The sequence below is a fragment of the Streptomyces sp. NPDC050703 genome, from assembly GCF_040654435.1.
Classification (GTDB): Bacteria; Actinomycetota; Actinomycetes; order Streptomycetales; family Streptomycetaceae; genus Streptomyces.
On record NZ_JBFAHX010000019.1, the window covers coordinates 79,548 to 91,452 of the forward strand.

Sequence of the window (11,905 nt, forward strand, 5' to 3'; positions counted from 1 at the left end):
AGCCGGCGGGCTCAGCCGCCCAGGTGGTCCGCGACGCGCACCATGAGCCCGTAGTCCAGCTCGGCCCCGTCGACGAGCAGGGCCTCCACGGCCCGGCTCACGGGGTCGATGTCGGCCTCCATGCCGTCACCGGTGTAGCGGGGGTAGCCGGAGGCGCCGGTCTCCCCGGTGGCCCGCACCACCGCGGAGCGCAGGGTGCCCCGGGTGTCGGCGGTCTCCGTGCCGTCCTCGTCGGTGAACTCGGGCACGATCAGCAGCTCGAACGTCTGCGGATCGGGCAGGTCGGGCTCGGTCCTTCGCGGTTCAGTCGCCATGCGGGCGACGCTAGACAGGAGCGGCGCCCGCCGCGTGTATTCGCCGCCGGGCGGCGGGGTGTGTCGCCGCACACGCCCGCGGGCCGTCACCAGCGCAGGGCGGTGAAGTCCACCGGGCGGGGCCGCAGCGTGGCCGCCCTGGCGGTCAACGCCCGCATGCGCAGCGCCATCTCGTCGGCGGGCAGGCGCCTGCGGTCGCCGTGGCCGGGCAGGAGCCAACTGAAGCGGAGCCGTTCGGCCGTGCGGGCCAACGAGGCGGCCAGTTCCTCGATGGAGTACCACGTCACGCTCTCGGCGACCTCGATGTCGCCCGTCGACCGCGACCAGTAGAAGCTGTCCCCGCTGAAGCAGTACTCCTCGTCGGCGACGTACAGCACGCTGCCCCTGGTGTGGCCGGGCAGCGGGTGGGCGGTGACGCCGTCGGCGACCTCGGCGGCGTCCGTGCCGCGCAGGACGCGGTCGGCGTCGGGCGAGGCGTCCAGGTCGCCCTCGTGAATCCACAGTCGGGCCCCGAAGCGGTCGGCGTACCTGCGGCCGTGCGCCGCGTGGTCCCGGTGGGTGAGGAGCACGTCGGTGACGGGCCCGATCGCCTCGTACCGCGCGGCCAGCGCCTCGCTCCAGCGGGGTGTGTCCACCATCAGCAGGTTCCCCGCGGGGCGGCGCAGCAGATAGGCGTTGGCGCCCGCGGTGTGCGGGGAGTTGTGCCCGCAGAACAGGACGGTGTCGTCCACGGGCAGGGGGTAGGGGTCGCGCGCCTCGTCCAGGCGCCCGGAGGCGGGGCGGACGGAGCGGGTGTGGCAGGCGAACGCGGCGGCGTACAGCAGGCGTTCCTCGGCGGCGTCGCGGGGCTGGCGCACGACCTCCGAGCGCCGCCCGACCTCGTGGACCAGGTCGGGCGCGAGCTGCCGGGCGACGTCGCAATTGGTGCAGCGGTCGTCCACGGACCAGCCGGTGGTCAGGGGCAGGGGGATGGGGTCCTTCACGTCGGGTCTCGCCTTCTGCGGGGGCTCTCTTCTCCCCTCAGGGGTAACCCGGGGCCGGACGGAAGAGGAAGGGGGGTCGGCTCTTGTTTCTGCGGGGCGAGGGGTCTCTGACGGGCACATACACGCATGGCGTGGACATGTCATATAGGGCGGTGCCTCACTGGTCCAACGCCTCCGCCGCCGTGCCCACCACCGCGTCCGCGAGCGCCGCGAGCGCGGGCGAGTCGAGCTTCCACTGCTGCCAGAACAGCGGTACGTCCACGACCCGTTCGGCGTCGAGCAGCCGCAGGGCGCCGGTGCGCAGCAGCGGCTCCGCCTGGGCGCGCGGCACCACGCCCCAGCCGAGCCCCGCCTCGATCGCCTCGGTGAAGCCGCGCGACGAGGGGACGTAGTGGCGCAGGGCGCCCGCCCCCCGGCCGCCCGTCACCTCGCGCGCGAACTGGTCCTGCAAAGTGTCGCGCCGGTCGAAGAGCAGCACGGGGGCGTCCGCGATGACCTGCCCCAGCGGCACCCGGGGCCACTCGCCCAGCCACCGCCCGACGAACTCCGGCGAGGCCACCGGCAGATAGCGCACCCGGCCGAGACGGCGCACCGTGCAGCCCGACACGGCGTCGGGCGACGAGGTCACGGCGGCCATCACCGCGCCCTCGCGCAGCAGCGACGTCGTGTGCACCTCGTCCTCGCGGCGCAGCTCGAAGCAGACCCGCAGCTCGGCGGGGACCCGCGCCAGCGCGGTCAGGAACCAGGTCGCGAGGGAGTCGGCGTTCACCGCCACCGGCAGCAGCGCGCCCCGCCCCGATTCACCGATGCCCAGCTCGGCGCGCGCGTCCCGCTCCAGGCGCGCGAGCTGCCGCGCGAACCGCACGACGACCTGCCCCGACTCCGTGGGCCGCACCGGCTTGGTCCGCGTCAAAAGGACCCGGCCCGTCCTGCGCTCAAGCGCCTTCACGCGCTGGCTGACGGCGGGCGGCGTGACATGCAGGGCCGCCGCCGCCGCGTCGAAGGTGCCCTCGTCGACGACGGCGAGCAGCGTCCGCACCTGTTCGAGGGGCAGCTCCGAGAGGCTGCCGTGCCGGGACATCACGATTGCTTAAGCTACCTGAGAATCATTACCTGTACTTAAGTGGCCGGTGATCCATAACGTCGACGGCATGGGATCAGCACTGACCGCCGCAGCAGCCGGACTCGGCACCGGACTCTCGCTCATCGTCGCCATCGGCGCGCAGAACGCCTTCGTCCTGCGCCAGGGCATCCGCCGGCAGGCCGTGCTCACCGTGGTGGCCGTCTGCGCGGTCTCCGACGCCGTACTCATCGCGGCGGGCGTCGCGGGGGTCGGCGCGGCGGTCACGGCCTGGCCGCCGGCGCTGACCCTCGTCGGGCTGATCGGCGGCGCGTTCCTCCTCTCGTACGCCGTACTCGCCGCGCGCCGCGCCCTGCGCCCCGAGGCGATGTCGGCCGCGGGTGCCACGGCGGGCAGCAGGCGCGGCGCTCTGCTCGCCTGCCTCGCCATGACCTGGCTCAATCCGCACGTCTACCTCGACACGGTCCTGCTGCTCGGCTCGGTCGCCGCGGGCCACGGCGGGCTGCGGTGGGCCTTCGGGCTCGGCGCGATGCTCGGCAGCGTCGTCTGGTTCACCGCGCTCGGCTACGGCGCCCGCCTGCTCAGCGGCTTCTTCGCGCGCCCGGGCGCCTGGCGGTTCCTCGACGCCCTGATCGCCGTCATGATGGCGGCGATGGGCCTCACCCTGGTCATCGGCGCGCTCTGAGCCGCACCTCGGTCACCCCTCCCACAGCCCGGCCCGGCACTCCGCGGCCAACGCGCCCTAGGGGCGACCGCCGCGCCGTGTGGTGCGGCGCCAGCCGAAGGGGCCCGGCAGGTCCATCGACGTGGTGCGCCGGCCCGTGCTGCTGTGCGTGCGGCGCGGGCCGTGGCGGCCGCCGGTGGTGAGGGACCAGGAGCGCTTGTTGATGTTCAGCCGCACCCCGGGAAGTATCCGGAAGCTCTTGCGGAACGTGAGTGGCATGGATTCCTCCTGACGTCCCCTGCCGGGTACCCCGTTCCGCCCCTGTGAAAGACATCACAAGGGGCCGTCGCATGATCGGGGTCGGGTGCCGCCGGGGCATGCGGTTCGCGTAAGGTCGCGGGTCGGTCGCCCCACGGGGGTGATCCGATCCGACTGTCCCCGAAGAAGGAGCCGCAGTTCATGCCGGCCAATGACGTCACCCAGGCGCCGATCTACCACTCCCTCGTGCAGGAGCACGGCGACGTGCTCGCCACGGCGCGCAAGGCCGCCGAGGAGACCCGGCAGACGGCCCAGGACGTCCTGGACTTCAGCACCCCGCCGCGCCTGGACGTGCCCGCGGAGGCCGTGTCCTAGGGCGTGTGGCGAAAGTCCCGTCTGTCCGGCGACGCCTGGCACGCACACTTGCGGCGTTGTCGGGATCGCCCCGATACCACCAGTATCGGGGCGACCCTCCGCCTTGCGATCGCACGCACCGGACGCCGCCGGACCCGCCCTCCGGGCGGACGACGCCACTTTCGCCACACGCCCTGGCGGCGGCGCCCTCCGGCGGCAGGGGCGTCGCGGCCACGGCCGCCGCGTCGCCGGCTCACGTCCGGGCCGTCAGCCGCGCCGTCGCCGCGTCGTGGCGGGCCTTGAGCCCCGCGTCCGGGGAGACCCGGAGCAGGGCGCCCAGGGCGCGGACCGCTCCGTCGTCGTAGCCGCAGGCCTCCGCCTCGCGGGCCGCCGCCTCCAGGTGGCTGATGCCGCCGGTCTCGTCGGCCATGGCCACCAGCGCCTCGCCGAGCGCGGTGCGCAGCAGAATCCTGGTCGCGGCCGGGGTCTCCTCGGGGGTGTCCAGGGCGAGCGCGGCGCGGGCCGTGTCGTGGGCGTCCCGCCACTGCCCCGCCTCCAGGTGGTGCCGGGCGAGATGGCTGAGGGCGAGACGCTCGGTGTTCCTGTCGCCGACGCCGTGCGCGAGCGCGGCTGCCCGCGCGCAGCCTTCGGCGGCCTCCTCCGGGCTGCCGAGCGCCGCCTGCGCGAGGGACAGGTTGATCAGCGCGGTCGCCTCGCCGTGCGGATCGCCCGCCCGCGCGGCGAGCGGGGGCGCGGCCTCCAGGTGGACCAGGGCCTCGCTCAGCCTGCCCTCCTCGGTCAGCACCCATCCGAGCAGCGCGAGGACCCGTGCCTCGGCACGGGCGTCGCCGTCGGCGCGCGCGGCGTCGAGCGCCGCGGTGAGCGGCGGGGTCCAGCCGTCGCGCACCCGCCAGACGATCTGCGGCCACATCCCCAGGACGATCCGCCACGTCCTGCCGTGCAGCCCCGCGGCTGCCGCCGCCGTCGCCGCGAGCGTCAGGTCGTCGCGCTCGGCCGCGTACCAGTCCATGGCCTGTTCGCGGCCGGTGAACGTCCGCGTCGCCGCGGGCGCCCGGAAGTCCGCGGGCAGCGGGAAGCAGGGCTCGTCGCCGGGCTCGGCGGCGTGTGCCGCCGCCAGGACGGTGAGGACGGTGTGGTCGAGCACCCGCACCAGCGTGTCGCTCCCGGCGTCGAGGCCGCGCGCGTACAGCCGTACGAGATCGTGCAGGGTCCAGCGGTCGGGCGCGGTCCGCACCACGAGATGCGCGGCGGCCAGGGTGTCGAGGGCGGCCTCGGCTCCTGCCGGGTCGGTGCCCGCGAGGGCCGCCGCCATGTACCGGTCGACGTACCTGCCCGGATGGCGGCCGAGGTGCGCGAACTGGTGCGCGGCGCTCGCGGGCAGCCGGCGCACGGTCAGCCGCAGCGCGGCCCGTACGCCCGTGTCCTCCACGTCGAGCAGGCTCAGCCTGCGCGACTCGTCGGCCAGTTCCTCGCCCATCGCGCCGAGCGACGAGTCCGGCTGGTCCGCGAGCCGGGCCGCGGCCACCCGCAGCGCGAGCGGCAGTCCGCCGCACAGTTCCGCCAGGCGCCGGGCCGCCACCTCCTCGGCGAACACCCGCTCCGTGCCGAGCACGGCGGCCAGCAGAGCGGCGCTGTCCTCGGGCTCCAGCACGTCCACCGGTACGGGGCGCGCGGCGTCGGAGGCGATCAGGCCGCGCAGCCGGTAGCGGCTCGTGACGACGGTGACGCAGCGGGCCCCGCCCGGCAGCAGCTCCCGCACCTGCTCGGAGGCGCGCGCGTTGTCGAGGACGACCAGGAGCTGGCGGTCGGCGCAGAGGGACCTGAACAGCGCGGACGCGGCGCTCGCCGACTCCGGTATCCGGCGCGGCGCGACCCCGAGGCCGAGCAGGAACTCGCGCAGCACCTCAAGGAGCGCCGGCTCCCCGGTGTCGCTGAAGCCGCGCAGGTCGGCGTAGAGCAGCCCGCCGGGGAACTGGTCGCGGTGGCGGTGCGCCCAGTGCGTCACGAGGGCCGTCTTGCCCACCCCCGCGGGCCCGGTGACCAGGCAGACGGGCGCCTCGCCCGCCGCGGCGCGGGACAGGGCGGTGAGTTCGGCGGCCCGCCCGTGGAAGCCGCGCGGCATGCGCGGCAGCAGGTCGATCGCGGCGGGGAGCTGCGCCGGGACGGTGAGGGGCGCGGCGACGGCCGCCGTGGCCGGGGGAGGGGCGACCGCGGCGGCGCCCCGCCCGGACATCCGCACCGGGCCGCCTCCCTGCCCGGCCGCACGGCCGGCGCCGAACTCCTCCTCTTCGCTCTCGTCGGCTCCGCGCAGCGCGATGGCGTAGGCGTCGGCCAGTTCCCTGCCGGGGTCGACCCCCAGCTCGTCGGCGAGGAGCCGCCGGGTGCGGTGGAACCAGTCCAGGGCCTCGGTACGTCGGCCCGCCCGCTGGAGCGCCCGCATCAGCGCCGCCGACAGCGATTCGCGCAGGGGGTGCGCCCCGGCCTCGGCGCGCAGCACCGCGGCGGCCCTGGCGTGCTCGCCCATCCGCGACCAGGCACCGGCCAGTGACTCCACGGAGGCCAGGCGCAGCTCTTCGAGTGCCTGGGCCGCGGCCAGCAGCGGCTGACTCGGATAGGCGCCGGTCAGCGCGGGGCCCTGCCACAGAGCGAGGGCCTCCTGATACATCGCCACGGCGTCGGCGGGCGCCCGCTGGCCGCGCGCCAGGGTCACCAGTTCCTCGAAGCGGTGGGCGTCCAGCAGCGACTCCGGCATCCGCAGCACGTACGCCGTGCCCTGGGTGACCAGTTCGACGCCGAACATCTCCGCGTCGGCGCCGCCGAGCAGGACCCGCAGCCGCGACACATGCCCCTGGATGACGCCGCGGGAGCGCAGGGGCGGCTCGTGGTCCCACAGTGCCGCCGTCAGCCGGTCGACCGGAACGGGGTGGTTGGGCCGCAGCAGCAGAGCGGCGAGAAGACTCCGCCGCTTGGCGGGGCCCAGCGGCAGCACCCCGACTTCTGTGGCGACGGAAACCGCTCCGAGCAGCCGAAACTCCACCGGTGTTACTCCTCCTGCGGTAAAAGATCCAGATTAGCCGAGCCGTACGCGTGTTCCTGCCGAGGTGACGCTTCCCCGGCCGGTCCCCGCCGCCGCCCGCCGCCGGCCGCCCGGGTTCAGCGAGTCGGCTCGGGGCACCCGGTGACCGTGATCGACGATCACCGCCCGACCGGTCCGAGCGCGGGACGGTGACATGCACGGGTCTCCTGGTTCCCGCAGGATTCTGAGAGGTGCCACCGCCCGGCCGCCCGTGCACGTACCGGCCCGCGTACGTCCCACCCAGGAGGACCTCATGCTGGACAACACGGTTCCGCTGCTCGCGCGGGGCTACGCGTGGCTCCCCGACCTGAGCCGCCGCACGGGTCCCGGCGCGGTCCGCACCCGTCTGATGGGCAGGCCCGCCATCGCGCTGCGCGGCCCGGCGGCCGTCGGGTTCTTCTACGACGAGGACCACGTGCGGCGCCGCACGGCCCTGCCCGAGCCCATCCTGAGCACCCTCTTCGGCAAGGGCGCGGTGCACACCCTGGACGGGGCGGAGCACCGCAAACGCAAGGACCTGTTCATCAAGGTGCTCAAGGACGCCTCCGGCGTCACCGCATTGGCGGAGCGGGTCGCCGACGAGTGGGAACGGTCGGTCAAGGAGTGGTCGGACCGGCCGCGGGTGACGCTCTTCGACGAGGTGAGCGTCCTGATCACGCGTGCCGTCTGCGCCTGGGCCGGCGTCCCGCTCGGCGAAGGACCCGACGGCGACGCGCGCCGGACGGCGGGGGACCTGATCGCCATGGTCGACGGCTTCGCGACGGCGGGCCCGCGGCACTGGCGGGCCCGCCGCGCCCGGCGGCGCCAGGAGGAGCGGCTCGCCCGGCTCGTCGAGGACATCAGGTCGGCCAGTGGCAAGACCACCGGGCAGGGCGGCCCCCCGGCCAGCGCCGTGGAGGCCGTGGCCGTCCACCGGGACGCCGACGGCGAACTCCTCGACCCCCGCACGGCCGCCGTGGAGATCCTCAACATCATCCGGCCCACGGTGGCCGTCACCTGGTACACGGTGTTCGGCGCCCACGCCCTGCACAGGAACCCCGCGCTGCGGCAGCGCCTGGCCACGGGCGGCGAGGGCCATGCCCGCGCGTTCGCCCACGAGGTGCGGCGCTTCTACCCGTTCGCGCCGTTCGTCGCGGGCCTCGCACCGCGCGACGTCGAGTGGCACGGCGAGCACATCGCCGAGGGCACCATGGTCCTCCTCGACCTGTACGGGCAGAACCACGACCCCGCCCTGTGGGACTCGCCGTACACCTTCGACCCCGAGCGGTTCGCGGGCCGGGAGCCGGGGCGCGACGAACTCGTGCCGCAGGGCGGCGGCGAGGCCTCGCAGGGGCACCGCTGCCCGGGCGAGGACGTCACGCTCGCGGTCCTGAGCACCCTGCTGCCGCGCCTCGCACGGCTCGACTACCGCGTTCCGGACCAGGACCTGCGCATCCCCTTGAACCGAATGCCCACCAAGCCGCGCAGCGGTTTCGTCATCGCGGAAACGCACTGAAGCGCGAACGGAGCGCGAACGCGCGCCGCACCACTATTCCGGAATTCAAGAAAGGACGGACTTCATGAACGACAAGCGGAACCACGACAGCAGGAATGGCCACCACGCCGAAACAGCCGCCGAAGAGGTATTCGACGAAGTCGAGTCCGCGGAAACACGCCTTCCCGGCGACCGGCGCGCCCCCGACGGCGACGGGGACGACGGCGAGGCGGGCGACACCCTGACGCCCAGCCCCTCGGCGCAGGAGGACATCCACCGGGACAACGACCGCGGAAAGGACTGAACCATGGCGCGTGCGGCGCTCTTCGACGTCGACGGAACCCTCACCGACACCAATCACCTGCACGTGGTCGCCTGGTGGGAGGCGTTCCGGCAGGCGGGCCACACGGTGGCGACGCGCGACATCCACCACGCCATCGGCCTCGGCTCGGCCGACCTCGTCGAGCACTGCCTCGGGGAGGACCGCGACAGTGACGGCGACGAGGACATCAGCGCCGCGCACAGCGCCCTGTACGGCACGTACTTCAACCGGCTCGCGGCGCTGAACGGCGCACGCGACCTGCTGTACGCCCTGCACGAGCGCGGCCACCGCATCGTCCTCGCCACCTCGGCGGGCGGATTCGAGCTGGACGCGCTGCGCCGGGCCATCGACGCCGACGACGTCATCGCGGGCGTGGCGAGCTCCGACGACGTGGAGTCGGGCAAGCCCGCCCCCGACCCGGTCCGGCACGCCCTGGACATCGCGCGATGTGCCCCTGAGGACGCCCTGTTCGTCGGCGACTCCGTCTGGGACATGCAGGCGGCCACGCGGGCGGGCGTACGCGCCGTCGCGCTGCTCTCCGGCGGCATCCCCCGCGGCGACCTGGAGGCGGCGGGAGCCACCGCGGTGTACACCGACCCCGCCGACATGCTGGACCACCTGGACAGCGAGGTCCTCGCGGGCCAGGAGTGACACGGCCCGGGGGCCGGTGGGGCAGACCGGCCGGCCGCACCCCAATGCGGCCGGCCGGATGAGGAGGGCGTCCGAAGGCCGTTCTGACGCGCTCGCATCCCGGGGCGCGTGTGCCCCCTCCGCGCCGACCCATGCGACGCGTCCCCCGAACGGACCACGCGGCGAACACCCGGCCGTCATTCGACGGCTCGTCGGTACGCGTTCGGGCCTTTCGTGAAGGCAGCTGTTTGGTTCCGGAATCGAAGGGCAGGCGAATCACGTGCTTCGGACCGGAGGCGCGTTCGCGGGGAGCGGTGTGTTCAGCTCCTGGTGGATGCCTGCTGCTGGGGCGCCCCGTTTCTCGCGGTCACTTGTTTGACGGCACCGTTGAGAGGCGTTTTTCCTCATGCTGACTGATCTCACCGAATACTCCGAACGTCGCCGCGCGGCGAACCGGCACTCCCACAGCGACGCTCCCGACACGACGGTGGAATTCGCCCGTCTGGCCTCTCTCGGGAGCGGCCCCGAACGCGAGGTGCTCTGCGCGGAGATCGTCGAGGCGTGGCTGCCCATGGCGCACCGCATCGCCGGGCGCTTCCGCAACAAGGGCGAGAGCCTCGAAGACCTCCAGCAGGTCGCCGCGATGGGCCTGGTGAAGGCCGTCAACCGGTACGAGCCGGGCCGCGGCGCGTTCGAGAGCTACGCGGTGCCCACCATCACCGGTGAACTCCGGCGCCACTTCCGCGACCGCATGTGGGACGTACGCGTCCCCCGGCGCGTCCAGGAACTGCGGAACAAGGTCCGCGCCGCCCGGCGTGAACTCCTCGACCGGCCGGGCGGCAGCGGCCACGAGCCCACCATCGCGGAGATCGGCGCGCAGGCGGGACTGACCGAGGCCGAGGTCCGCGACGGCATGGAGGCCATGGAGGGCTACAGCGCCCTGTCGCTCGACGCCGAGGTCTCCTCCGCCGAGCCCGACGGGTTCAGCCTCGCCGACACCCTCGGGGGGCCCGACCCCGCGTACGACCACGTCAACGACCGCGAGGCGGCCAAGGCGGGCCTGCGGCGGCTCCCCGAGCGCGAGCGCACCATCCTGTACCTGCGCTACTTCGAGGACATGACGCAGAGCCGGATCGCCGAGGAACTCGGCATCTCCCAGATGCACGTCTCGCGCCTCATCAGCCGGAGCTGCGCCCGCGTGCGCGCCGAGGCCGACCCCGACCGGGAGGACGCCGACCGGGCGCAGGCGGCCTGACCTCCTCCCGTTGTGTCGCGACGGCGACGGCGGGTACCTGCGCCCTCAGACGGCACACAGCACACGTACGAACGGAGAACACCATGGTCGAGCGGAACCCCGCATCCCCCGGCGAGGACGGTCAGCCCATCCCCAGGGACCTGCCGGACCAGCAGTACACGGGTGAGAGCGACCCCCTGGACATAGACGTGGCGGCGGCCGACGCGGACGGCGCGGAGCGCTCGGGCAAGGACGTCCCCCAGACGGACGAGGGCGGCACCGGCAGGCGCGGCACCACCGAATCCGGGAGCACGGGCGTCGAGGAGGACCCCGACGCCCAGGAGCCCACCGGCTGACGCCGCACGGGGCGCCCGGCTCGCAGTGCCGCGCTCCGTCGGCGAAGCTGTGAGGACGCGTACGCCGCCGGAGTCACCGGCGGGCCGGAGGTGCCCATGGAGCCCGTGGAGGCGTTGGAGCGGATCGCCTTTCTCCTGGAGCGCGGTCGCGCCCCGACCTACCGCGTACGGGCCTTCCGCACCGCGGCCGCCGTGATCGCGGGCCTGGCCGAGGGCGAGGCCGAGCGGCGGGCCGGGGACGGCAGCCTGGAGAAGCTCAAGGGAGTCGGGCCCAAGACCGCGGCCGTGGTCCGCGAGGCGCTCGCCGGCGGTGTCCCCGGCTACCTGGAGCGGCTCGAAGGCGAGGCGGACGACCCGCTCGTGGAGGGCGGGAGCGGGCTGCGGTCGCTGCTGCGCGGCGACTGCCACCTGCACTCCGACTGGTCCGACGGCGGCAGCCCGATCGAGGAGATGGGCCTCGCGGCCCGCGCGATCGGCCATGAGTGGGCCGTCCTCACCGACCACTCCCCGCGCCTGACCATCGCCCGCGGCCTGTCTCCCGAGCGGCTGCGCGAGCAGTTGGACGTGGTCGCCGCGCTCAACGAGACCTGGGCGCCCTTCCGGCTCCTCACCGGCATCGAGTGCGACATCCTCGACGACGGCTCCCTCGACCAGGAGCCCGAGCTGCTCGACCGCCTCGACGTGGTCGTCGTGTCGGTGCACTCCAAACTGCGCATGGACGCCGCCGCGATGACCCGCCGCATGGTCAGGGCCGTCGGCGACCCGCGCGCCGACGTGCTCGGGCACTGCACGGGACGGCTCGTCACCGGACGCGGCAGGCCGGAGTCGCAGTTCGACGCGGACGCCGTCTTCGCCGCCTGCGCCGACGCGGGGACGGCAGTGGAGATCAACAGCAGGCCCGAGCGGCTCGACCCGCCGCGCCGGCTGCTGCGACGTGCCGTGGAAGCGGGCACCCTGTTCTCGGTCGACACCGACGCGCACGCCCCCGGCCAGCTCGACTGGCAGATCATCGGGTGCGCCCGGGCCGAGGAGTGCGGGGTGCCCGCCGAGCGGGTGGTCACCACGTGGACGGCGGACGAGGTGGTGGCCTGGACCCGCGAGAGCCGGGCCGGGGCCACCACCTGAATCCGGCCCGCCG

The 11,905-nt window shown here is 74.3% G+C and carries 13 protein-coding genes; 8 read left to right on the forward strand and 5 right to left on the reverse strand.

Annotated features, from left to right (window positions below; all coding sequences use genetic code 11):
• Nucleotides 1-11 precede the first annotated feature (11 nt).
• The 3 genes from AB0I16_RS19210 to AB0I16_RS19220 all read right to left on the reverse strand — a co-directional run bounded on the left by AB0I16_RS19210 (nucleotide 12) and on the right by AB0I16_RS19220 (nucleotide 2,378).
• Nucleotides 12-314 carry a hypothetical protein gene (locus AB0I16_RS19210; protein WP_363250611.1) on the reverse strand — a complete coding sequence of 101 codons (303 nt, stop codon included), beginning with the start codon at nucleotides 312-314 and terminating at the stop codon, nucleotides 12-14.
• A gap of 86 nt (nucleotides 315-400) precedes the next feature.
• Nucleotides 401-1,297: an MBL fold metallo-hydrolase gene (locus AB0I16_RS19215; RefSeq protein WP_363250612.1), complete on the reverse strand. Its 897-nt coding sequence runs from the start codon at nucleotides 1,295-1,297 to the stop codon at nucleotides 401-403.
• 157 nt (nucleotides 1,298-1,454) lie between these two features.
• Complete coding sequence (locus tag AB0I16_RS19220; RefSeq protein WP_363250613.1) at nucleotides 1,455-2,378, reverse strand: LysR family transcriptional regulator ArgP; 924 nt, start codon at nucleotides 2,376-2,378, stop codon at nucleotides 1,455-1,457.
• Nucleotides 2,379-2,448: 70 nt separating this feature from the next.
• Here AB0I16_RS19220 and AB0I16_RS19225 point away from each other — a divergent pair, with 70 nt between their 5' ends.
• A complete protein-coding gene (locus AB0I16_RS19225) occupies nucleotides 2,449-3,063 on the forward strand; it encodes a LysE family transporter (protein WP_363250614.1) in 615 nt (204 codons plus the stop codon).
• A gap of 57 nt (nucleotides 3,064-3,120) precedes the next feature.
• On the opposite strand, the gene AB0I16_RS19230 is transcribed toward AB0I16_RS19225, so the two are convergent.
• Nucleotides 3,121-3,321, reverse strand: coding sequence for a DUF4236 domain-containing protein (locus AB0I16_RS19230; protein WP_363250615.1), 201 nt, complete (start codon nucleotides 3,319-3,321; stop codon nucleotides 3,121-3,123).
• Between the two features lie 180 nt (nucleotides 3,322-3,501).
• Between AB0I16_RS19230 and AB0I16_RS19235 the strand changes: the two genes are divergently transcribed.
• Nucleotides 3,502-3,675, forward strand: a complete 174-nt coding sequence (locus AB0I16_RS19235) for a hypothetical protein (RefSeq protein WP_363250616.1) — start codon at nucleotides 3,502-3,504, stop codon at nucleotides 3,673-3,675.
• Nucleotides 3,676-3,907: 232 nt separating this feature from the next.
• Here AB0I16_RS19235 and AB0I16_RS19240 read toward each other — a convergent pair whose 3' ends face one another.
• On the reverse strand, nucleotides 3,908-6,712 hold the full coding sequence (locus AB0I16_RS19240) for a BTAD domain-containing putative transcriptional regulator (protein WP_363250617.1): 2,805 nt from the start codon (nucleotides 6,710-6,712) through the stop codon (nucleotides 3,908-3,910).
• 292 nt (nucleotides 6,713-7,004) lie between these two features.
• Here AB0I16_RS19240 and AB0I16_RS19245 point away from each other — a divergent pair, with 292 nt between their 5' ends.
• The 6 genes from AB0I16_RS19245 (at nucleotide 7,005) to AB0I16_RS19270 (ending at nucleotide 11,892) form a co-directional block, all read left to right on the forward strand.
• The gene (locus AB0I16_RS19245; protein WP_363250618.1) at nucleotides 7,005-8,246 is read left to right on the forward strand and encodes a cytochrome P450; all 1,242 of its coding nucleotides are present in this window, start codon (nucleotides 7,005-7,007) and stop codon (nucleotides 8,244-8,246) included.
• Between the two features lie 64 nt (nucleotides 8,247-8,310).
• Nucleotides 8,311-8,529 carry a hypothetical protein gene (locus tag AB0I16_RS19250; protein ID WP_363250619.1) on the forward strand — a complete coding sequence of 73 codons (219 nt, stop codon included), beginning with the start codon at nucleotides 8,311-8,313 and terminating at the stop codon, nucleotides 8,527-8,529.
• Between the two features lie 3 nt (nucleotides 8,530-8,532).
• Nucleotides 8,533-9,198: an HAD family hydrolase gene (locus AB0I16_RS19255; protein WP_363250620.1), complete on the forward strand. Its 666-nt coding sequence runs from the start codon at nucleotides 8,533-8,535 to the stop codon at nucleotides 9,196-9,198.
• A gap of 385 nt (nucleotides 9,199-9,583) precedes the next feature.
• Nucleotides 9,584-10,432: a SigB/SigF/SigG family RNA polymerase sigma factor gene (locus tag AB0I16_RS19260; protein ID WP_363250621.1), complete on the forward strand. Its 849-nt coding sequence runs from the start codon at nucleotides 9,584-9,586 to the stop codon at nucleotides 10,430-10,432.
• A gap of 83 nt (nucleotides 10,433-10,515) precedes the next feature.
• Nucleotides 10,516-10,767: a hypothetical protein gene (locus AB0I16_RS19265; protein ID WP_363250622.1), complete on the forward strand. Its 252-nt coding sequence runs from the start codon at nucleotides 10,516-10,518 to the stop codon at nucleotides 10,765-10,767.
• 96 nt (nucleotides 10,768-10,863) lie between these two features.
• On the forward strand, nucleotides 10,864-11,892 hold the full coding sequence (locus AB0I16_RS19270; protein ID WP_363250623.1) for a PHP domain-containing protein: 1,029 nt from the start codon (nucleotides 10,864-10,866) through the stop codon (nucleotides 11,890-11,892).
• Nucleotides 11,893-11,905 lie beyond the last annotated feature (13 nt).

Bases quoted from the DNA above. Each gene is read 5' to 3' on its own strand.
- AB0I16_RS19210 (WP_363250611.1), bottom strand. From the start codon at position 314: ATGGCGACTGAACCGCGAAGGACCGAGCCCGACCTGCCCGATCCGCAG.
- AB0I16_RS19220 (WP_363250613.1), bottom strand. From the start codon at position 2,378: ATGTCCCGGCACGGCAGCCTCTCGGAGCTGCCCCTCGAACAGGTGCGG.
- AB0I16_RS19225 (WP_363250614.1), top strand. From the start codon at position 2,449: ATGGGATCAGCACTGACCGCCGCAGCAGCCGGACTCGGCACCGGACTC.
- AB0I16_RS19230 (WP_363250615.1), bottom strand. From the start codon at position 3,321: ATGCCACTCACGTTCCGCAAGAGCTTCCGGATACTTCCCGGGGTGCGG.
- AB0I16_RS19235 (WP_363250616.1), top strand. From the start codon at position 3,502: ATGCCGGCCAATGACGTCACCCAGGCGCCGATCTACCACTCCCTCGTG.
- AB0I16_RS19245 (WP_363250618.1), top strand. From the start codon at position 7,005: ATGCTGGACAACACGGTTCCGCTGCTCGCGCGGGGCTACGCGTGGCTC.
- AB0I16_RS19250 (WP_363250619.1), top strand. From the start codon at position 8,311: ATGAACGACAAGCGGAACCACGACAGCAGGAATGGCCACCACGCCGAA.
- AB0I16_RS19255 (WP_363250620.1), top strand. From the start codon at position 8,533: ATGGCGCGTGCGGCGCTCTTCGACGTCGACGGAACCCTCACCGACACC.
- AB0I16_RS19260 (WP_363250621.1), top strand. From the start codon at position 9,584: ATGCTGACTGATCTCACCGAATACTCCGAACGTCGCCGCGCGGCGAAC.
- AB0I16_RS19265 (WP_363250622.1), top strand. From the start codon at position 10,516: ATGGTCGAGCGGAACCCCGCATCCCCCGGCGAGGACGGTCAGCCCATC.
- AB0I16_RS19270 (WP_363250623.1), top strand. From the start codon at position 10,864: ATGGAGCCCGTGGAGGCGTTGGAGCGGATCGCCTTTCTCCTGGAGCGC.